Source organism: Streptomyces sp. S4.7 (genome assembly GCF_010384365.1).
In the GTDB taxonomy this organism is placed as follows: Bacteria; Actinomycetota; Actinomycetes; order Streptomycetales; family Streptomycetaceae; genus Streptomyces.
The window spans coordinates 2,532,380-2,550,612 of sequence record NZ_CP048397.1 but is presented as its reverse complement, the minus strand read 5'-3'; the positions used below and the strand labels follow the sequence as shown (position 1 = coordinate 2,550,612).

At 66.0% G+C, this 18,233-nt stretch carries 17 protein-coding genes and 1 pseudogene; 7 read left to right on the top strand and 11 right to left on the bottom strand.

Annotated elements, in window-relative coordinates:
* The first annotated feature begins 15 nt into the window (after nt 1-15).
* The 3 genes from SSPS47_RS11170 (at nt 16) to SSPS47_RS11160 (ending at nt 2,681) form a co-directional block, all read left to right on the top strand.
* Nucleotides 16-867 carry an ABC transporter permease gene (locus tag SSPS47_RS11170; protein ID WP_239065245.1) on the top strand — a complete coding sequence of 284 codons (852 nt, stop codon included), beginning with the start codon at nt 16-18 and terminating at the stop codon, nt 865-867.
* Nucleotides 868-961: 94 nt separating this feature from the next.
* Nucleotides 962-1,960 carry an ATP-binding cassette domain-containing protein gene (locus SSPS47_RS11165; RefSeq protein ID WP_164254510.1) on the top strand — a complete coding sequence of 333 codons (999 nt, stop codon included), beginning with the start codon at nt 962-964 and terminating at the stop codon, nt 1,958-1,960.
* Nucleotides 1,961-1,991: 31 nt separating this feature from the next.
* Complete coding sequence (locus tag SSPS47_RS11160; protein ID WP_164250706.1) at nt 1,992-2,681, top strand: DUF1707 domain-containing protein; 690 nt, start codon at nt 1,992-1,994, stop codon at nt 2,679-2,681.
* 180 nt (nt 2,682-2,861) lie between these two features.
* Here SSPS47_RS11160 and SSPS47_RS11155 read toward each other — a convergent pair whose 3' ends face one another.
* Nucleotides 2,862-3,434, bottom strand: coding sequence for a GDSL-type esterase/lipase family protein (locus tag SSPS47_RS11155; protein WP_239064849.1), 573 nt, complete (start codon nt 3,432-3,434; stop codon nt 2,862-2,864).
* Nucleotides 3,435-4,168: 734 nt separating this feature from the next.
* On the opposite strand from SSPS47_RS11155, the pseudogene SSPS47_RS11150 reads away from it, so the two are divergent.
* Nucleotides 4,169-5,419, top strand: a pseudogene (locus SSPS47_RS11150) (DUF445 domain-containing protein); the annotation flags it as partial.
* 149 nt (nt 5,420-5,568) lie between these two features.
* Nucleotides 5,569-6,648 (top strand): alpha/beta hydrolase, encoded by a 1,080-nt coding sequence (locus tag SSPS47_RS36175; protein WP_343234873.1) that lies wholly within the window; start codon nt 5,569-5,571, stop codon nt 6,646-6,648.
* Between the two features lie 27 nt (nt 6,649-6,675).
* Here the strand turns inward: SSPS47_RS36175 and SSPS47_RS11140 are convergent, their stop codons facing one another.
* From SSPS47_RS11140 to SSPS47_RS11110, 7 genes are all read right to left on the bottom strand, one after another.
* Nucleotides 6,676-6,888: a hypothetical protein gene (locus tag SSPS47_RS11140; RefSeq protein ID WP_164250700.1), complete on the bottom strand. Its 213-nt coding sequence runs from the start codon at nt 6,886-6,888 to the stop codon at nt 6,676-6,678.
* 4 nt (nt 6,889-6,892) lie between these two features.
* Nucleotides 6,893-7,285, bottom strand: a complete 393-nt coding sequence (locus SSPS47_RS11135) for a carboxymuconolactone decarboxylase family protein (protein ID WP_164250698.1) — start codon at nt 7,283-7,285, stop codon at nt 6,893-6,895.
* A gap of 799 nt (nt 7,286-8,084) precedes the next feature.
* Complete coding sequence (locus SSPS47_RS11130) at nt 8,085-8,432, bottom strand: DUF6300 family protein (protein ID WP_164250697.1); 348 nt, start codon at nt 8,430-8,432, stop codon at nt 8,085-8,087.
* Nucleotides 8,429-12,019: a DNA polymerase III subunit alpha gene (gene dnaE / locus SSPS47_RS11125; RefSeq protein ID WP_164250695.1), complete on the bottom strand. Its 3,591-nt coding sequence runs from the start codon at nt 12,017-12,019 to the stop codon at nt 8,429-8,431. Before dnaE ends, SSPS47_RS11130 begins: the two co-directional genes overlap by 4 nt.
* Before the next feature lie 400 nt (nt 12,020-12,419).
* Nucleotides 12,420-12,620 (bottom strand): DUF397 domain-containing protein, encoded by a 201-nt coding sequence (locus SSPS47_RS11120; RefSeq protein WP_164250693.1) that lies wholly within the window; start codon nt 12,618-12,620, stop codon nt 12,420-12,422.
* 199 nt (nt 12,621-12,819) lie between these two features.
* Nucleotides 12,820-13,032, bottom strand: a complete 213-nt coding sequence (locus SSPS47_RS11115; RefSeq protein WP_164250692.1) for a DUF397 domain-containing protein — start codon at nt 13,030-13,032, stop codon at nt 12,820-12,822.
* Nucleotides 13,032-13,877 carry a helix-turn-helix transcriptional regulator gene (locus SSPS47_RS11110; protein ID WP_164250690.1) on the bottom strand — a complete coding sequence of 282 codons (846 nt, stop codon included), beginning with the start codon at nt 13,875-13,877 and terminating at the stop codon, nt 13,032-13,034. The genes SSPS47_RS11115 and SSPS47_RS11110 overlap by 1 nt, the downstream gene beginning before the upstream one ends.
* 213 nt (nt 13,878-14,090) lie before the next feature.
* Here SSPS47_RS11110 and SSPS47_RS11105 point away from each other — a divergent pair, with 213 nt between their 5' ends.
* Nucleotides 14,091-14,720: an ATP-binding protein gene (locus SSPS47_RS11105; protein ID WP_164250688.1), complete on the top strand. Its 630-nt coding sequence runs from the start codon at nt 14,091-14,093 to the stop codon at nt 14,718-14,720.
* A gap of 29 nt (nt 14,721-14,749) precedes the next feature.
* On the opposite strand, the gene SSPS47_RS11100 is transcribed toward SSPS47_RS11105, so the two are convergent.
* Nucleotides 14,750-15,502: an HNH endonuclease gene (locus SSPS47_RS11100; protein WP_164250686.1), complete on the bottom strand. Its 753-nt coding sequence runs from the start codon at nt 15,500-15,502 to the stop codon at nt 14,750-14,752.
* Between the two features lie 158 nt (nt 15,503-15,660).
* Between SSPS47_RS11100 and SSPS47_RS11095 the strand changes: the two genes are divergently transcribed.
* A complete protein-coding gene (locus SSPS47_RS11095; RefSeq protein WP_164250684.1) occupies nt 15,661-16,872 on the top strand; it encodes a DNA cytosine methyltransferase in 1,212 nt (403 codons plus the stop codon).
* On the opposite strand, the gene SSPS47_RS11090 is transcribed toward SSPS47_RS11095, so the two are convergent.
* Both SSPS47_RS11090 and SSPS47_RS11085 read right to left on the bottom strand, forming a co-directional pair.
* Complete coding sequence (locus SSPS47_RS11090; protein ID WP_164250682.1) at nt 16,807-17,262, bottom strand: very short patch repair endonuclease; 456 nt, start codon at nt 17,260-17,262, stop codon at nt 16,807-16,809. The genes SSPS47_RS11095 and SSPS47_RS11090 overlap by 66 nt on opposite strands.
* A 46-nt stretch (nt 17,263-17,308) precedes the next feature.
* Nucleotides 17,309-18,220, bottom strand: a complete 912-nt coding sequence (locus SSPS47_RS11085) for a NaeI family type II restriction endonuclease (protein WP_164250680.1) — start codon at nt 18,218-18,220, stop codon at nt 17,309-17,311.
* Between the last annotated feature and the right edge of the window lie 13 nt (nt 18,221-18,233).

Here is an 18,233-nt window from a genome sequence, read left to right as displayed (position 1 = left end):
GCGACGGGTACGGACGTGGTGGCCCGGGGCACCGAGGAGGCCGCCGAGTGGTCGCGCTCGCTGCTGTGGCAGGGGCTGCGCGCGTACGGCCTGATCGTGGCCATGTGGGTGCGTTCGACGATGGCCTACCGCGCGTCGTTCGCCATGACGGCCTTCGGGAACTTCGCCGCGACCGCGTTCGGCTTCGTCGCGATCCTGCTGATGTTCTCCCACGTCGACCAGTTGGGCGGCTACTCGCTGCCCGAGGTCGCCTTCCTGTACGGCGCGGCGGGCGCGGCCTTCGGCCTGGCCGACCTGTGCCTGGGCTCGATGGACCGGCTGGGCCGCCGGGTCAGGGACGGCACCCTGGACACCCTGCTCGTCCGGCCGGTGCCGGTCCTCGCGCAGATCGCGGCGGACCGGTTCGCGCTGCGGCGGCTGGGCCGGATCACCCAGGGCCTGCTGGTGCTCGGATACGCGCTGGCGGCACTGGACATCGCCTGGACGCCGCTGAAGGTCGCGATGATCCCGATGATGCTGCTCAGCGGCGCGACGATCTTCGCGGCGGTGTTCGTGGCGGGCGCGGCGTTCCAGTTCTGGGCGCAGGACGCGGCCGAGGTGCAGAACTCCTTCACGTACGGCGGCACCACACTGCTCCAGTACCCGCCGACGGTCTTCGCGAAGGACCTGGTGCGCGGGGTGACCTTCGTGGTGCCGCTGGCCTTCGTCAACTGGCTGCCCGCCCTGTACGTGATGGGCCGCGAGGATCCGCTGGGGCTGCCGGACTGGGTGGCGTTCCTGCCGCCGCTGGTGGCGGCGGGGTGCTGCGTGCTGGCGGGGGCGGCCTGGCGGGTGGGGCTGCGCGCGTACCGCAGCACGGGGAGTTAGGGCGACGGACGGGACGACGGCACCACGGACCGGGGACCGGGCCGGGGACCCGGGGACCCGGGACCGGGAGACTGGAGAGGGACACGTGAGGGACATGGATTCGGACGGCTCGGGCCTCATCGAACTGGACGGCGTCGAGAAGGTCTTCGACGTCCGGCGAAGGGCGGGTCTGCTGCGCCGCGAGAAGCACCAGGTGCGCGCGGTCGACGGCATCACCTTCCGTGTGGCACGCGGCGAGATGGTCGGCTACATCGGCCCCAACGGTGCCGGCAAGTCCACCACCATCAAGATGCTCACCGGCATCCTGACACCGAGCGCGGGCCGGCTGCGCGTCGCCGGGATCGACCCGTCGCGGGAGCGCACGAAGCTGGCGCGCCGGATCGGCGTGGTGTTCGGCCAGCGCACGACCCTGTGGTGGGACCTGCCGCTGATCGACTCCTACCGGCTGGTGCACCGTATGTACCGCATCCCGGACCGGCGCTACCGGGAGAATCTGGAGCGCTGCGTCGAACTGCTCGAACTGGGCGAGCTGTTGGAGGTCCCCGTACGGCAGCTCTCGCTCGGGCAGCGGATGCGCGGCGACATCGCGGCGGCGCTGCTGCACGACCCCGAGGTGCTGTACCTCGACGAACCGACGATCGGCCTGGACGTGATCTCCAAGGCCAGGGTCCGCGAGTTCCTGCGGGACCTGAACGCGGAGCTCCGTACGACGGTCGTGCTGACCACGCACGACCTCACCGACATCGAGCAGCTCTGCGAGCGGGTCATGGTCATCGACCACGGCCGGCTGATGTATGACGGGGCGCTCGCCGGGCTGCACGAGGTGGGCGCGAGCGAGCGGACCCTGGTCGTCGACCTCGAACGGGAGCTGCCGGCCGTCGAGCTGCCGGGTGCGCGGGTGGTGAAGGTGGAGGGCCCGCGGCAGTGGCTGGCCTTTCCGGCTGCTGAATCGGCGGCGCCGCTGGTGGCGCGGATCGCGGCGGAGTATCCGCTGGTGGACCTCTCGGTACGGGAGCCGGACATCGAATCCGTGATCGCGAAGATGCTCTCCAGGAGGAAGGTCCCGGAACCGGCGGAGCGATCGACGCTGTGACGTCCGACTCAGCTTTGACTAGGCTGAGCGTATGACGAGTGAACTTCCCGAGATGCGCGCCTCCGACGCCGAGCGCGAGCGCGTCGCCGAACTGTTGCGCGATGCCGTGGCCGAGGGGCGCATCGACATGGCGGAGTTCGACACCCGTCTCGACGCGACGTACAAGGCCCGTACGCACGGTGAGTTGGAGCCACTCGTACGCGACCTGCCCGCGGTGGGCGCGACGACGACCGGTCCGGCGCGGACCGACGACGGTGACGGGCGCGGGCGGTGGGCTGCGAAGGTCGGCCGGGGCCCCGCGACCTCCAAGTGGGCCCTCGCCATCTGGGGTGGATTCAAGCGCAAGGGCTCGTGGACGGTCGGCCCGAAGTTCCTCGCGACGGTCTGCATGGGCGGTGGCGAGATCGATCTGCGCGAGGCCCGGTTCGAGCAGCGTGACGTGGTCATCCGCTGTTTCACGCTGATGGGCGGTGTCCATGTCACCGTACCGCCGGACATGGACGTCACGGTGCGCGGCTTCGGGATCATGGGCGGCTTCGGCGAGAGCGGCGAGGCGACCGATGTGAGTCCCGGGTCGCCTCGGGTGATCATCACGGGGTTCTCGATGATGGGCGGCGTGGGCGTGGAGCGGAAGATGAGGGCGGCGGAGAAGCGCCGTCTCAAGGAGGAGCGCAAGAAGGCGGAGCTGGAGAGGAACAGGCTCCGCAAGGAGCTGGACTGAGCGGACTTCGGGGCGGCCCCCGGAGCCGGACGGACTCGCGAGGCCGCCCGCAGAGCGGCCCGGCTCGCGGACCTGAGCGGACTCGCGAGCCGGCCTTCAGAGCTGAGCGCGGAGCCCTCCTTCGGAGCCGGGCGGACTCGCGGCCCGGCGCTCAGACCTGAGCGACCTCCGACCCCGCGGTCAGAGCTGCGCGGGCTCCTTGCCGATCAGGTCTCCGAGCTTCACGAAGCGCCCCATGGCCCGGTAACCGGCGTCGCTCGGATGCAGACCGTCGCCCGAGTCGTACTCCGGCCGTAGCCGGTCGGGGGCGTACGGATCGCGCAGCAGCCGGTCGAAGTCGACGGTCCGGTCGAAGACGTCGCCCGACCTGATGGCGTCGTTGACCCGGTCCCGTACGGCTTCCAGCTCGTCGGTGTGGCGCGGGTTGCCGCCGAAGGGCGTGAGCGTCGACCCGACGACCCGCAGCCCGCGGGCGTGCGCCTGCCGGGTGAGGGCCTTCAGACCGGCCGTGATCCGGTCCGGACCGGTCTCGTGCGGCTCGCGGATGATGTCGTTGATGCCCAGCTCGACGAAGACGGCCTCGGTGCCCGCCCGCTCCAGGACGTCACGCTCGAAGCGGGAGACGCCGCTCGGCCCCTTGCCGACGGCGAGGCTCTGCCGCAGGAGGCGGTTGCCGCTGATGCCCGCGTTGAGGGCGACCAGGCGCCCAGACGCGGCTGATGCGCGCCGGAGTGCCGCCGAGCTGGTGTGCACGGTTGCGGATGGCGCCGGTGGCGCCGTACGACAGGCCGATCCGGCCGGTGCCCTGATCCCGACCCACGCGTCGGCACGGCGATCCACGGACGACGGCCAGCGCCCGCCCGCGGATGCGGGTGGTGACGCTGCCCGATCGACGGCCCCCGCCGCCGGCGGTGACCCGGAATATCGTGGCGCACACCAGCGATCGCCAGAAGGCCCGCGAGCAGGGCGAATCCCCGTTGTCTGCATGTCCCCGTCTCCGGTCCCGCGCGGACATCATCCGGCATGACGCGGGAACCGATGCGCCCCGGGAGTACGAGAGGGGACAATGCGTACGGGTGGGCAGGGCCCGCGCGGGATCGGGGGTCCGGGCACGCGACGGCAGGGCCGCCGCCCGGCGCACGGTGAATGGAACGACGCGATCCGGCTGATCCGGACAGGGTGAGGGGCACCAGCGGACGGGCCGGGTCCGGGCGGCCGGTGTCGGGCGCCGACCTGCCGGGGGCGGCGGCGCGGACGGGCTCCGCTCGTACGAGGGGCTCTTCCGGGCCCGTCCGCCGGGCGGAGCCGACCTCCCGTCCGAGCCCGAGGGCTCGGGTCCTCCGGCTTCAGGGTCCGGTTCGGGCCGAAGGCGACGGCGGCGACGGCACGGTGGCGACGGCTCAGGCCACGGGTCCGACCCGGGCTCCGGGTCCGGCGGCTCGGGCCCCGGCAAGCGCTCGCCGTTCTCCCCGCTCGGCTCCCTCGGCTTCACCGCCGCCGACGAGGAGAAGCGGCGCGGCGTCCGCCGTATGAAGACCACCGCGACCGGCCTGCTGCTGTTCGTCGCGGTCATCTACATCCTCGCCACCTGGGCGGAGAACTCGGGCGTCACCGGCTGGCCCGGCTACGTCGCGGCGGCGGCCGAAGCCGGCATGGTGGGCGCGCTCGCCGACTGGTTCGCCGTCACGGCGCTGTTCCGCCACCCGCTCGGCGTGCCCATTCCGCACACCGCGATCATCCCGAACAAGAAGGACCAACTCGGCGCGTCGCTGGGCTCGTTCGTGGGGGAGAACTTCCTGTCCTCCGACGTCGTACGGACCCGGCTGCGCGGGCTGGGCATCGGCGGCCGGCTCGGCACCTGGCTCGCCGAGCCCGTCCACGCCGACCGTGTCACCGCCGAACTCGCCACGGCCCTGCGCGGCGCGCTGACCGTCCTGCGGGACAGCGACGTCCAGGCCGTCGTCGGCGAGGCGATCACCCGCCGCGCGGACGCCGCCGAGATCGCCCCCGGCATAGGGAAGATGCTGGCCCGCGTCGTCGACGACGGTGCCCACCACCGCGCCGTCGACCTGATCTGCGCCCGCGGGCACGACTGGCTGGTCGAGCACGGCGATTCGGTCATGGACGCGGTGCAGGGCGGCGCGCCGGGCTGGACGCCGCGCTTCGTCGACCGCAGGATCGGCGACCGCGTCTACAAGGAGTTGCTGCGCTTCGTCACGGAGATGCGCGACATGCCGACCCACCCCGCGCGCGGCGCGATCGACCGCTTCCTCCGGGACTTCGCCTCCGACCTCCAGTCGGACACCGAGACCCGGGCCCGCGTCGAACGCCTCAAGTCGGACCTGCTGGCCCGTCCCGAGGTGCAGGACATCATCGCGTCGGCGTGGTCCTCCGTACGCGCGATGATCATCGCCGCGGCCGAGGACGACCGCAGCGAACTGCGCCTGCGCGCCCGCGCCTCCCTCCTCTCGCTCGGCGCCCGCCTGGCGACGGACGGCAGGCTCCAGCGGAAGCTGGAGGGCTGGGTGGAGGACGCGGCGGACTACGTCGTGACGACGTACCGGGGCGAGATCACCTCACTGATCTCCGACACGGTCGCGAGCTGGGACGGCAAGCACACGTCCAAGAAGATCGAGGCCCACATCGGCCGCGACCTCCAGTTCATCCGCATCAACGGCACGGTGGTCGGCGCGCTGGCGGGCCTGCTGATCTACACGATCTCGCACGCGCTGAGCTGAGGACTGTCCCGTGGGGAGGGCTCTCCCGGAGGAACAGAGCCGGGTGTGCGAACCGGACCCTGTGTCCGGCCCACACACCCGGCAACCATGGGGGAGTGCTCTCTAGTACGCACAGTTGTACGGAGGCGTTCAGCGAAGGGGTGGACTTCTTGCCGAGAGCACGCCGCACGACGATCACCACGGCCGACGGCGTACGGCTGGCCTGCGCGGAGTACGGACAGGGACCCTCCGCGGGGTCCACCGACCCCGCCGTCCCCGTCCTGCTGCTCCACGGCCTCGCGGGCCACACGGCGGAGTGGGACGTCCTCGCGGGCCTGCTCGGTCCCGGCTACCGCCCGGTCGGCTACGACGCGCGGGGCCACGGCCTGAGCGACCGCCTTCCCGAGGACGTCTCGCGCGCCGCGCACGTACGGGACGCCGTGGCCGTCATCGATCAACTGGCCCTGGCCCGCCCCGTTCTGATCGGCCAGTCCCTCGGCGGACTCACGGCCCTGCTCACCGCCGCCGCCCACCCGGACCTCGTCCGCGCCCTGGTCCTGGTGGAGGCCGGACCGAGGGGCCCGGCCCCCGAACTGCCCGGCAAGATCGGGACCTGGCTGGACTCGTGGCCCATTCCGTTCGCCTCGGCCGACGAGGCGGTGCGCTTCTTCGGCGGCGGCCCGGCGGGCCTGGCCTGGGCGGCGGGCCTAAAGGTCCGTCCCGACGGTCTGTATCCGCGGGTCGACCGGGACGTGATGGTCGGCTGCGTGGCGGAGAGCGCCGTCCGTTCCTTCTGGGAGGAATGGGACGAGGTGCGCTGCCCGACGCTGGTGGTACGGGGCGCGGCGGGCGCCATGCCGACGTCGGAGGCCGAGGAGATGCGGGTACGCGGTGCTGGACGACCTCCGCGTCGGCGTCCGCTCCATCGCCGAGGGCGAGACCCGCGACACCCTGCTCCGCGCCGGCATCCCCGACCCCCTCTGGAACGCCACCCTAACTGCACCCCGGGCAACTGCGACTACTTCCTCGGCCGCGTCCACGACGAACTGACCGGCCTCGACGCCGCCATGAAGGCGGACCCGAAGGGACCGGGCCACTTCAAGGAGCCCTTGGAACTGACGTCCAAGCTCTGGAAGACCCTGGGCGACTACACATCCACGCCGAACCTGGAAAAACACCGCACGGAACTCATCGGCACCCGCGACAAGATCAACGTCTGGATGCAGGACCGCCCGGACGACTACAGCTGACGCCCGACGGCGCGGGAGCGCCTGCGCTCACGCGCCGTCCCCAGGGAACGGCGCTTTGCGCAGGCGCGCCACTTGGGCGTCGTAGTCATCGAGAATCTGACGGAGATCTTCCAGCGTCCCCGGAGGAATCTCGGGTGACTCGGACTCCGCCACCAGCCGCGCGGCGGACACCAGCGCGGCGAGTTCGTATGCGTGCGCGGTCGCCCGCACGACACCCGGCCGGGCCCACTCAAGGCGCATGGTCTCAGCCCTTCGACGCCATGTAGTCCTTCATCTGCCCGAGTTCCTCCGCGAATTCGTCGTAGTTCTCACGCGTACCGTTGAGATACACGCTCCAGCCGACGCTGTTCTTCGCGTAGTGGACAGCTTCCTGAATCTCCTCGTCGGTGGCCCCGAACATCTTCGCGGCCTCCGTGTGGAAGAGCAGGCAGTAACGGCACTTCGTCTCCGAATGCAACGCTATCCCCATCAGCTCCTTGTACTTGTTCGGGATAAGCGTCTCGCCGAGTTCGATCCTCTTGAAGATCTCCCACTCGGCGTCCAGCATCTCATCGGGTATCTGAGCCAAGAAATGCGGTACAAGACCAAGCGTCTCCTTGATCTCCGACTCAACCTCGCTCCGGCTCCGGCCCGCCATGGCGATCACTCCTCTCAGCCAAGCGAACGGATGTCCTCCACTCCCAGGCTAAATCGCACCGCATACCACGGCGACCGCAGTCGTGCCCACCGGCAACGCTGAAGGATGCCCTCGGTCACCCAAGCCGGGACGTACGCAGCGCGCCGACGAAGTCGGCCCATGCGGCCTGCTGTATGTCGATCCGAGAGACCTGTCTGTCACCGGCCCGTCCCGGTCTCAGGCCCGAAGTCCTCCATCGCCGGGTGCGAAGCGGTAGACGCGCTTGCTGCTACTGGGGTTGCAGATGAGGTTCGAAGCCGAATCAAGCGGCTGCTGCTGCAGGCGCGTTGATGCAGGGCGGGGCTGCCCCAACGATGTCCGCCCCCAGCGGATTGATGGGGGCGGACTCAGAGTGTGTGGTGCTACCTACCGAGCGGCGAGGTTGTCACCGCAACCCTGAGACGGGTTGGAACCGCCGCCGTCACCCTCCTCGATATCCGTGTTGTCCTTGCTGTCCTCGTCTCCGAAACGGAGCATGGATGTTCCTCTCATCGATGGGACCCGTGCAACCGCCCACAGTAATGAGGAAGTTACAGAGTGCCCACACGCGTCGTGTCGCTGCCGTCGAGCTGGTCTGACGCGTCCGCGTCCGCGTCCGCTCGATGCGATGCGATGCGGAGCATCAGCTACTGAGCCGAATGCCGGGTTGTCGGCGCCCCCGCCAGGTGCTTGCAGTGTCACAGCGGCTGTCCGGAGAACAGTCACACAGGGCATAGCCCCCTGAGTGGCAGCGCCGGCGGGCGACCGTGGGCACTGCCCGCTACAGCACGCCCTCGCGCCAGCGTTCGTACTCGGCATCGAGCTGCACTTGGTCGACCTGACGGCGGCGGGCGACGTCCACCCAGGCGACGACAAGTTCGTTGAAGGTCCAGAGGTCGACTTCATCAAGTCTCTCGTGAACGGTGAAGAACGCCAGGAGTCCGTTCGCGGCTGGCTCCCCGTAATCGCAGGTGCGGCAGAGAGCAACTTCGCAGAGGCCCTTCACGCCGTCGCCCCGGGCGTTCGTCATGGGGCTCGGGAAGGCTGCCGTGAGCAGCGTCGGCTGATCGCAGTGCCCGCACGGGGGTGTCTGTGAAAGCCGGATTTCGTACTCCTGCTCGTCGTTCACGACACACCGATCCAGGCGTCCGGTCCGAAGGTGCCCTTGATGTCGGAGGCGACCGATGTCGGGTCCACAAGGAAGCCGAGTTCGTACACGACTGTCTTCTGCGGGGCCTCAACGCGCAGGCGTACCGGGCTCTCTCCCTTGTGTGCGCCGAGGATGCGCTTGAGTTCCTTCACAGCCGGGTCGTTGATCTTGTGGGAGCGAAGAGCGAGTTGGACGGGGGGGCGGCCGCCGCTCTCGGCGGACGACACGTCCAGCGTCTGGAGTTCCTGCCCGAAGATGCTGACGGCCCCGTCCCGGTCGTTGAGCCGCCCCTGGACGCTGACCACGCTGTCCGGGAGCAGAGCGTGCTGCACGAGGTTGTAGGTGGCCGGGAAGAACAGGATTTCCATCTCGCCGTCTCGGTCGGCGAGGTTGATGATCGCCCAGGCGTTGCCCTGCTTGGTCATCCGGCGGTCGACATTCGTGATGAGCCCGGACAGCTGTGCCACGCCCTCGGTGCGGCCCGAGCCGAGCAGCTCGCTGATGGTGGTGTCCCGGTGGCGGGACAGGATGTGCTCGGTGCCGTCCAGCGGGTGCGCCGAGACGTACATGCCGAGCATGTCCCGTTCCTCGGAGAGAAGAGCCTTGCGGGGCCACTCGCTGTCGCCGATCGGGAAGTCCAGCCCGAAGGCCGGTGTGTCTTCTCCGTCTCCGCCCATGCCTGCGAACAGGTCGTCCTGGCCGAAGGCGGCGGCCTTCTTCACGGGGATGATCGCGTCGATCGCGTCCTCGTGTGCGGCGCACAGCCCCTTGCGGGTGTGCTGGAGCGAGTCGAAGGCACCGGCCTTGATCAGTGACTCCACGGCCCGCTTGTTCAGGGCCCCGATTTCGGCCTTGTCGAGGAAGTCGGGGAAGGAGGTGTACTTGCCCTTGGACTTGCGGGTGGTAACCAGGGACTCGATGACGCCGTCACCGACGTTACGTACCGAGCGAAGGCCGAACCGTACGTCGTCGCCGATGGCGGTGAAGTCGGCGACGGACTCGTTGATGTCCGGGGGCAGCACCTGCACGCCCAGCTTGCGGGCGTCGGCCAGGTAGATACCGGCCTTGTCCTTGTCGTCGCCGACCGAGGTGAGGAGCGCGGCCATGTACTCGGCGGGGTAGTTCGCCTTGAGGTAGGCGGTCCAGTAGGACACCAGACCGTATCCGGCGGTGTGGGATTTGTTGAAGGCGTAGCCGGAGAACGGGAGCATGACGTCCCACAGGGCCTTAATGGACTCCTCGGAGTAGTTGTTGGCCTGCATGCCGCCGTGGAATTTCTCCCATTCGGCGGCCAGCACCTCGGGCTTCTTCTTACCCATCGCGCGGCGCAACAGGTCGGCGCCGCCGAGGGTGTAGCCGGCGAGCTGCCGGGCGATGGCCATGATCTGCTCTTGGTAGACGAGCAGGTGGAAGGTGTTTCCAAGGATCGGCTCCAGGGCGTCCCGCAGTTCGGGATGGATCGGCGCGATCTCCTGGCGACCGGTTTTGCGGTGCGCGTAGTTGGTGTGCGCGTTCGCCGCCATCGGGCCCGGGCGGTAGAGAGCGAGGGCCGCCGCGATGTCCTCGAACCGTGTCGGTTCCATCAGCTTCAGCAGGGTGCGCATTCCGCCGCCGTCGAGCTGGAACACGCCGAACGTGTCGCCGCGCGCCAGGAGTTGGAAGGTCGTCACGTCGTCGAGCGGGATCGGTTGTGAACCGTCCTGGGGGACGGTGTCGGTGGTGATATCGACGCCGCGGTTCTCCCGGATGTTCTGGATCGCGTGGTCGATCACGCCCAGGTTGCGCAGCCCCAGGAAGTCCATCTTGACCAGCCCCATGTCCTCGCAACTGGGGTAGTCGAAGCCGGTGATCTTCACGCCGTCCTTGGCGCGCATGTGCAGCGGGATGCGGTCGGTCAGCCGGGTCTTGGACAGGATGACCGCGGCGGCGTGGACGCCGGTGTTACGGATAAGGCCCTCGACGCCCTTGGCGCCGTCGATGACCTTCCGGACCTCCGGCTCGTTCTCGTACAGGCCGCGGATCTCACCGGCTTCCCCGTAGCGGGGGTGGTTCGAGTCGAAGATGCCGTCGAGAGGGATGCTCTTGCCCATCACGTCCGCCGGCAGGGCCTTCGTGATGCGCTCACCGTGGCTGAAGGGGTAACCCAGCAGACGCGACGTGTCCTTGATCGCGTTCTTCGCCTTCAGCTTGCCGAACGTGTTCACCATGGCGGTGTACTCGTCGCCGTACTTCTCGACGACGTACCGCACCATCCGGTCACGGTGGCGGTCGTCGAAGTCGAGGTCGACATCCGGCGGGTTGATGCGCTCGGGGTTCAGGAACCGTTCGAACAGCAGACCGTGCTCCAGCGGGCACAACTCGGTGATGCGCGTCGCGTAGGCCACGATCGAGCCGGTGGCTGATCCACGGCCGGGGCCGACCGGGATCTTGTTGTCACGGGCGTGCTGGCAGATGTCCGCGACGACGAGGAAGTACGAGCTGAAGCCCATCGGACCGATGACCTTCATCTCGGTCTCGAACCGCTCCGTCACCTCGTCCGGGAGGGGAGTGCCGTAGCGCATCTCCAACCCCTTGATGCACTCCCTGCGCAGCCACGACTCCTGGGTCTCGCCCTCCGGAACGTCGGGAAACTGCGGCATCTCGTCCTCAGGTGCGAAAACCTCCTCGTAGGACTCGATGCGCTCGGCGATCAGCAGTGTGTTGTTGCACGCCTCGGGGATTTCAGAGAACAACTCCCGCATCTGCGCCGCGGTCTTGAGGTAGTAGCCGCTGCCGTTGAACCGGAAACGGTTCGGGTCGTCCTTGTTCTTCCCGACACCGATGCACAGCAGGTTGTCGTGCGCGTCAGCGTGCTCCTCAAGGACGTAGTGCGCATCGTTGGTGGCCAGAAGCGGGATGTCGAGGTCCTTCGCCAGGCGCAGGAGGTCGGCCCGCACGTTGCGCTCAAGATCCAGACCGTGGTCCATCAGCTCCAGGAAGTAATTCTCCTTGCCGAGAATGTCCTGGTAGGAGGCTGCCACCTCCCGGGCCTCGTCGTACTGGTTCAGGCGCAGCCGCGTCTGGATCGCGCCCGAGGGGCAGCCGGTCGTACCGATGATCCCCTCGGCGTGCTCGGAGATCAGCTCCATGTCCATCCGCGGCTTGCCGGCCGGGAACTGGCCCGTGTACGAAGCCTCGGTGGCCAGGTAGAACAGGTTCCGCAGACCCTGGACGTTCCGCGCCCACATCGTCATGTGCGTGAACCGGCCACCACCGGAGACGTCCTTCGAGCCCTCGCCGTCGTCCGACATCGCCCTGACACCACCAGGGCCCCAGAACTCCTGCTTGCGGTTCCGGCGCGAGGAAGGCGCGACGTACGCCTCGATCCCGATAATCGGCTTCACGCCATCGAAGCCCTTGGCCACCTGCTGAAACTCGTACGCTCCGAACATGTTCCCGTGATCGCTCATGGCGATCGCGGGCATGCCCTGGCGGGCCACCTCCGTGAACATCGGCTTCAGCCGCTGCGCACCGTCGAGCATCGAGTATTCGGTGTGATTGTGCAGGTGAACAAAGCTGTCGGACACCGGGCAGGCCCTCCAAGAAGCTCGCGGGAAGCCTCCACCCTATCCCCGAAGCACCGGCGGAACGCGATCCTCCAACACCCCGAGAACAAGATCAAAACCGGGCGAAACGGTGACCTTGACGTATGACGCAAAGTAGCCCAGAGCAGCGAGCTGTCACCCCACCGTCCTGCTTGTACCTGTGGGAGACGCTGTCCGCGCGGTCCTCCCACCGCTGCTGCCGACCGTCGCCGCTTCGTCGCGACGTGCTGGACGGCCCAGATGTACAAGCACTTCGAAGACCCCAAGCCGGGCTACGTGGCGGACTGGTCCGAGCTCCCGGACCGGCAGAAGGAGACCGACGCCGACATCTTCGAGGCGATCCAAGACTCACTGGCGTAAGTGAAGGTGCCGTGGGGATCAATCAGCCGAGTTCCTGGTGCCGCACAGCGGTGACAAATTCGGCCCAGGCGCTGTGTGGCACGGCCAGTCGCTCCCCGTCGAGCACTTTCGAGTCACGCACGCCCACGTTCCCTGTGAAGGCGGCGACCTCAACACACTCTCCGCCGGCTCCGTTGCTGTAGCTACTCTTTCGCCACTGGGACTCGGTGGGGGACGAAGTCATGGGGAGTGTTCCTCCAGGCTGAACGGTTCTGTAGGCCCGATAGGTGAAGGCCCAGGGCTACTACTGCTTTCGGTAGACGCGGCTCGCCGGGATGCGCAAGCGCTTCACCGGTGAGCCGAAGACCGACTACGTGGCGGACTGGTCGGACCTACCGAGCGATAGAAGGAGACCGACATAGGCGTCTTCGAGGCTATCGAAGTCATCCAATCCTGCCTTCACGCAGCGCGTCTATGAAGCCACCCCATGAGCCTGTGCTGAAAGCCAGGCAGGGGCCCGCTGGGCACTTGGAGTCTCTGACAGCGAAGGCGTGCGCGAGGTGAGCAGCCTCGACACACTCCGTGGCGTTGCCACCGCTGTAAGAGGACTTGAACCACACAACTGCCTCTGCCGACTCGGTAACCGGAACACCCATTACATCTCCTCGCGAACGCGCTCCATCATGAGCGATGAAGCGGACATGTCCAACGCTTGTGCGCGCAGGTAGTCGAACGCAAGTCTGTATCGGTTCAGTTCCTCGTCCTTCTCCATGAACAGAGAGCCGATGTGCAGGTCGACGTAGACGACGTCCAGCGATGCTTCCACTCCGCCCAGGATCACGAAACTACCCAGCGCGGCGCTGTGGGCTCCCTTGGCGAACGGGAGGATCTGAAGGGTGATATCCGGAGACTCGTTGGCCTCCAGGAGGTGGCTGAGTTGCTCACGCATGATTTCGCGTGAGCCGACTACCCGTCGGATCACCGACTCATCAAGGATCGCCCAGAGGTGCGGCGGCTTGGCACGGGTGAGGATTTCCTGCCGCTTCATCCGGATATCTACAAGGTGTTCGACCTCCTGCTGAGTGAGGCGCATCTCGTTCGCCTGCTGGATCGCCATGGTGTAGTTGCGGGTCTGAAGTAGCCCCGGCACGTAGACGCAGGAGAAGTGGTCCTCACGGGAGGCCTCGTCTTCAAGCGTCAGGAGCAGACTCATCTCGGCTGGGATGGAGTCGCTGAGCGGACCCCACCAGCCCTGTTGTTTGGCGTCCTTGGCCAAGGCCACAACCGCATTGCGCTCTGCGTCGCTCGCGTCGTACTCGCGGCAGAGCGCATCCACGATGGGCCATTTCACCGGTCCTTCCTGAGTCTCATAGCGGCTGACGGTCGCCTTTGAGATTCCGACCAGTCGGCCTGCTTCCTCCAGTGTCATGCCCTTGCTCGCACGAAGCTTGCGCATCATGGCGCCGAGCTGACGGCGGCGTGTCGTGGTCTTCGCTGGCATGGGAGACGCCTCGCATCCTGGGTGGTCATTGCCTGGGTCAGCCAACAGGGTTGCACCATAGCGACGTTGATGTGCTGGGAGATTCACTCGTCAGAGTCTCATGAGAAGTTTCATTGAGAGACTTCTCAGTGGCATACTCGTGCTCAGCCGCTACGCAGCGCAGCCGCATGGATGCGGCGCGAAGTCCTGATGTGGCAGAGGAAGGAGTGCTCCATGTGCAGCGATGAAGCCACAGCAGATGGTCTCCGTTGTGTTCTGACATTCAAGGCTGAGCCGACGAGAATCCGGCTGCTTCGCCGGACCGTTCGGGATCAGCTCACCTCGTGGGGGATGTCTGCTCTGTCTGACGAGGTGCAGTTGGCAGTCACGGAATTGGCAAGCAACGTGATCAAGCACGTGGGCGAAGGCGTGCCTTCCGCGCTCGTGATGGAACCGCGGGAAGGTGTGCTTCGCGTGGAGGTCCATGACACGAGCCACGCGGTTCCGGCGGTCCGCGACCCGCAGTGTGGTGCTGAGTGTGGTCGGGGTCTTCACTTGCTGGCCGGAATGTCGGCGAACTGGGGTACTGCCCAGACGGCCACGGGCAAGGCGGTGTGGTGTGAGTTTGCGATCCAAGCGGTGGGTGGCCATTGTCTGCGTGTTCGGCGTGCGATGTCGGTGATGGAGAACTACCGCCTCGCCATGGACGGGAGACCGTCGCTGGGAGTGAGCCGCCTGCCAGTGCTGGAGGAATCGGCAACGGAACTCATCGCCGATCTGCTCCACTGGCTGAGTGCTCAAGGCGGCGATCCAGATGCGATCTTGGATCGAGCGCAGATGCACTTCGAGGCTGACGCCGCCTGATGTCCCCCGGCTCCATTGCCAGTGGAGCGTTACGGCGAGTCGCCGGCCGTGTCTCCTCTGGCAATCACTCGCCTCAAGGCATCAGGAGTGCGCCAGGATGTGCCCTGATGGCTTCTGTGGCACATGCGATGGCAGTTCGCGCACAGCAAGGCGAGATCTTCGAGGCGTGTCTCTCGTGGGCCGGCCGCGTGGAGGGGGAGTACGTGGTGCACTTCGATGTAGTCCGCCCCCAGCGCCCCGTACATCTCGCCGAAGTGGAAGTCGCACACGCTGCACTGAAGGGGCTGGCAAAGTCTCTTGCTCTCAGCGATCTTCTGCTTCCGGAGCTGGGGGTTGCGTTCACGGAAGATCGCCCAACGGGCGAGAAGGCGCCCCTCCGGAGCCGTGGAACCGTCTTCTCCCATCTCGTCGGGCTGCTCCGGAATCTGGACCAGTGCACCGGAGCTGATCCCTGCCTCAAGCGCACGTGCTGCTTGCATCATCTCTGCTTCGCGTGCGCTGAAAGCTTCGGCGATCTCTCTGGTGAGCTGGCCGCCTCTGGTCGCTGGTCCCGTATAGCCTGGGCGGCTGGTGATCAGGGCGGCGCTCTTGCGGCTGACGCTGGTAGCGGATCGGAACTCAGGAAGCTCATGGGCGGCGCCAAGGTGCAGAGGGAGCGAGCGCAGCAGCTCGGCAAGCTCCCTGGTAGACGCCTGGTAGGCCCGGAGCTGGCGCCAGTCACTGTCGACGAGGCGCGAACAGATCAGCAGCAACTCATCCCGGGTCCATGCAGGGCTACGCATGGGCAATATCGTATGCGTGTTCGCTGCGGTGTGAGTGAAGTTAAGGGCGCGACGAGTCGTGCCGCGCAGGGGAGAGACGCGTTGTCAGTGGAACATGTCACCCTCTGTAAGGGCGGATTGCAAAGAGTGGCCGCCAAGCACGTTCGCAAGGAGGGTGCATGACCAGCACTGAACGCAAGTTCACTTCGGTTGAGATCTGCGCGGGCGCGGGTGGTCAGGCGGTAGGGCTGCACAACGCGTTGTTCAAACACCTCGCGCTGATCGAAGTTGACAAGCATGCCTGCGCCACGCTCAGGCACAACATCGAAGGCAACGCAGAATGGGGAGGGTGTGAAGTCATGGAACAAGACCTGACGAAACTCGCCCCGGATGAGCTGAAAAAGAAATTGAAGCCCCGGCTCGCCCTGCAGGATGAAGGGAATGCCGAAGTTTCGCTCGATCTCCTCGCCGGCGGCGTCCCCTGCCCGCCGTTCTCTGCGGCTGGTAGGCAGCTTGGCAAGGACGATGAGCGCGACTTGTTTCCGACCATGCTCGATCTTGTCGATTGCCTGAAGCCCAAGGCTGTCATGATTGAGAATGTCCGGGGTATTCTAGAGCCTGCGGAGAAGTTTCACGAGTACAGGGAAACGTACATTAAAAGGCGCTTGCGGGAGTCTGGCTACGTAATTTGTGGCTGGGAGCTTCTGGAAGCCCGTGACTTTGGAGTTCCCCAGCTCCGTCCGAGGGCAATCCTCGTTGCGATGCTTCCTGATTATGCTGGTCATTTCGTCTGGCCAAATCCGGCCGATGCAAAACTGGTGACGGTGGCTGAAGCTCTGACGCCTTCGATGCGCAAAAGATTTGGAAAAACGCCGGAAGGCAAGGCTGCTTTCAAGAAATGGCGTGATATGGCTAAGAGGGGTGTAGCGCCAACTCTGGTCGGAGGCTCGAAGAAGCACGGCGGGGCCGACCTTGGTCCTACACGTGCTAAGAATGCCTGGCTAAAGCTCGGCGTGGACGGCATGGGTGTCGCAAATTCCTCCAAGAAGATGACGGATCCTGGCCGCGATCTTTATGGGCCTAGAGGGCCGAAGCTTACAGTTGAGCAAGCTGCCCTTATCCAGGGATTTCCTGCGAAATGGAAATTTACCGGCTTGAAGACCGCAGCCTATCGGCAGGTAGGGAACGCCTTCCCGCCTCCCGTGGCGGAGGCGGTAGGACGGCAAATCGTTCGGGCGCTTGAGGCCGGCGCCAAGAGTCCTATCCCTGAAGATAGCTACGAGAAAAACACTGAGGGCGACATGCTTTTCGATATCGCAGACTCCTCAGAGTTCCTTCGCGCGCAGCCTTCTCACCGTAGTCGTGATCTTGAGAGCGCAATCGTCGGGTGACTCGTGCTCCCAAAACCGCAGCACAGTCCAGCCGGCCGCGGATAGTTGCTGATTGGTGTCGCGATCACGCGAAATGTTGCCCGCCACTTTGCCGGACCAGTATCCCGAGTTAGTTCTTGGTGCCACGTAATGGTCCGGGCATCCGTGCCAGTAGCAGCCGTCAATGAATACCGCGACCTTCACCGGACGGAATACGAGATCCGCCGTCCGGCGGAGGTCGGCCAAAGGCCGGGCGGCTACGCGATAGCGGAGACCCTGTGCGTGGACTAGGCGGCGAATGAGTTGCTCGGGTTTGGTATCGCGACTCCTGATGGCCTGCATATTACGGCGGCGGCCGGCGGAGGACGCCCATGACCCCTCCGGAGGGGTCCATTCCGCGGGCTTGGACACAGATATTTCCTCCTTTCCGAGTAAGTGCCAGTTAATCGAAGAGTTCTCATTGAAAGTTAGATTCAGTCGGCGAGTCTTCCCGCACGGCGATCCACTCTCCAGGTCCGAGGGTGATGTTGCGTGCCGCAGCTTGGTCGCGTGACTCGACCCAGTCGCCGCACAGCAGCGTCAATCCTTCTTTTGCCGCAGCGTCTCTTGCCTGGCGAGCCCTGCGCATGGGGTCGTCATTTCCCGCCCCGACCGTGAGGATGACGTTTCGTGGAATAATCATGCCCTCCAGGAAGCGGAACATCATCACGAGGCGCTTTACTTGCCCCGGTTTCTTCGCCAGAACCAGAGAAGCTTGCTCATCGGTCAGATAACGGAGCGGATTGACGGGTAGTTCCTGCCAGTCGTAGAGGGGGACGCTCCATTTTTCGCGAGCATCGACCGCCAGTCCCCGTTTGCCGTCATTGTTTCCCTTTCCCCGGTAAAGCCAGGAGCGATGAGTACGGACGAGCCAAGAGCGGTGTCGATTTTTCCCGAGTTGTATCTGTGTGCAGATACACAATTGGCAGTGTGCCTCGGATGGAATGGTCCAGTTATCGCCAACAGTTGCTTTGATGTCGACAGGTGCTCCGGAGATGATGGTATCGAGTGGCCGAATCTTAGGCAGCTCGAAGACCCGCAGCACTTCGTACTCCAGCTTGGCTCCGACGGACGCCCTTTCGCCAGGATGCACATCCTGAGCCAGCAGGTCGAACCTGCCGGTCCTGCCGCCGTCGAGAACGTAATCGATCGCATTTCGGATAGCTTCGGTATATAGCGAACCAACTGGATAATCTCTGAACCAGTCGAGTACTGACTGTAATTCGGAGTCATCCTCGGGCCGCAGCAGTAGGTGCTCCGGAACAGACTCCGCGTTCGTGCAGAGTTCTCCGGGCTGCTGAAGAACAAGCCGGGGCATGCGGAAGATCACTCACTCTCTGCTA

Coding starts and splice junctions, on each gene's coding strand:
- SSPS47_RS11165 (WP_164254510.1), top strand. CDS start 962: ATGGATTCGGACGGCTCGGGCCTCATCGAACTGGACGGCGTCGAGAAG.
- SSPS47_RS11160 (WP_164250706.1), top strand. CDS start 1,992: ATGACGAGTGAACTTCCCGAGATGCGCGCCTCCGACGCCGAGCGCGAG.
- SSPS47_RS11140 (WP_164250700.1), bottom strand. CDS start 6,888: ATGCGCCTTGAGTGGGCCCGGCCGGGTGTCGTGCGGGCGACCGCGCAC.
- SSPS47_RS11135 (WP_164250698.1), bottom strand. CDS start 7,285: ATGGCGGGCCGGAGCCGGAGCGAGGTTGAGTCGGAGATCAAGGAGACG.
- SSPS47_RS11120 (WP_164250693.1), bottom strand. CDS start 12,620: ATGACTTCGTCCCCCACCGAGTCCCAGTGGCGAAAGAGTAGCTACAGC.
- SSPS47_RS11115 (WP_164250692.1), bottom strand. CDS start 13,032: ATGGGTGTTCCGGTTACCGAGTCGGCAGAGGCAGTTGTGTGGTTCAAG.
- SSPS47_RS11110 (WP_164250690.1), bottom strand. CDS start 13,877: ATGCCAGCGAAGACCACGACACGCCGCCGTCAGCTCGGCGCCATGATG.
- SSPS47_RS11105 (WP_164250688.1), top strand. CDS start 14,091: ATGTGCAGCGATGAAGCCACAGCAGATGGTCTCCGTTGTGTTCTGACA.
- SSPS47_RS11100 (WP_164250686.1), bottom strand. CDS start 15,502: ATGCGTAGCCCTGCATGGACCCGGGATGAGTTGCTGCTGATCTGTTCG.
- SSPS47_RS11095 (WP_164250684.1), top strand. CDS start 15,661: ATGACCAGCACTGAACGCAAGTTCACTTCGGTTGAGATCTGCGCGGGC.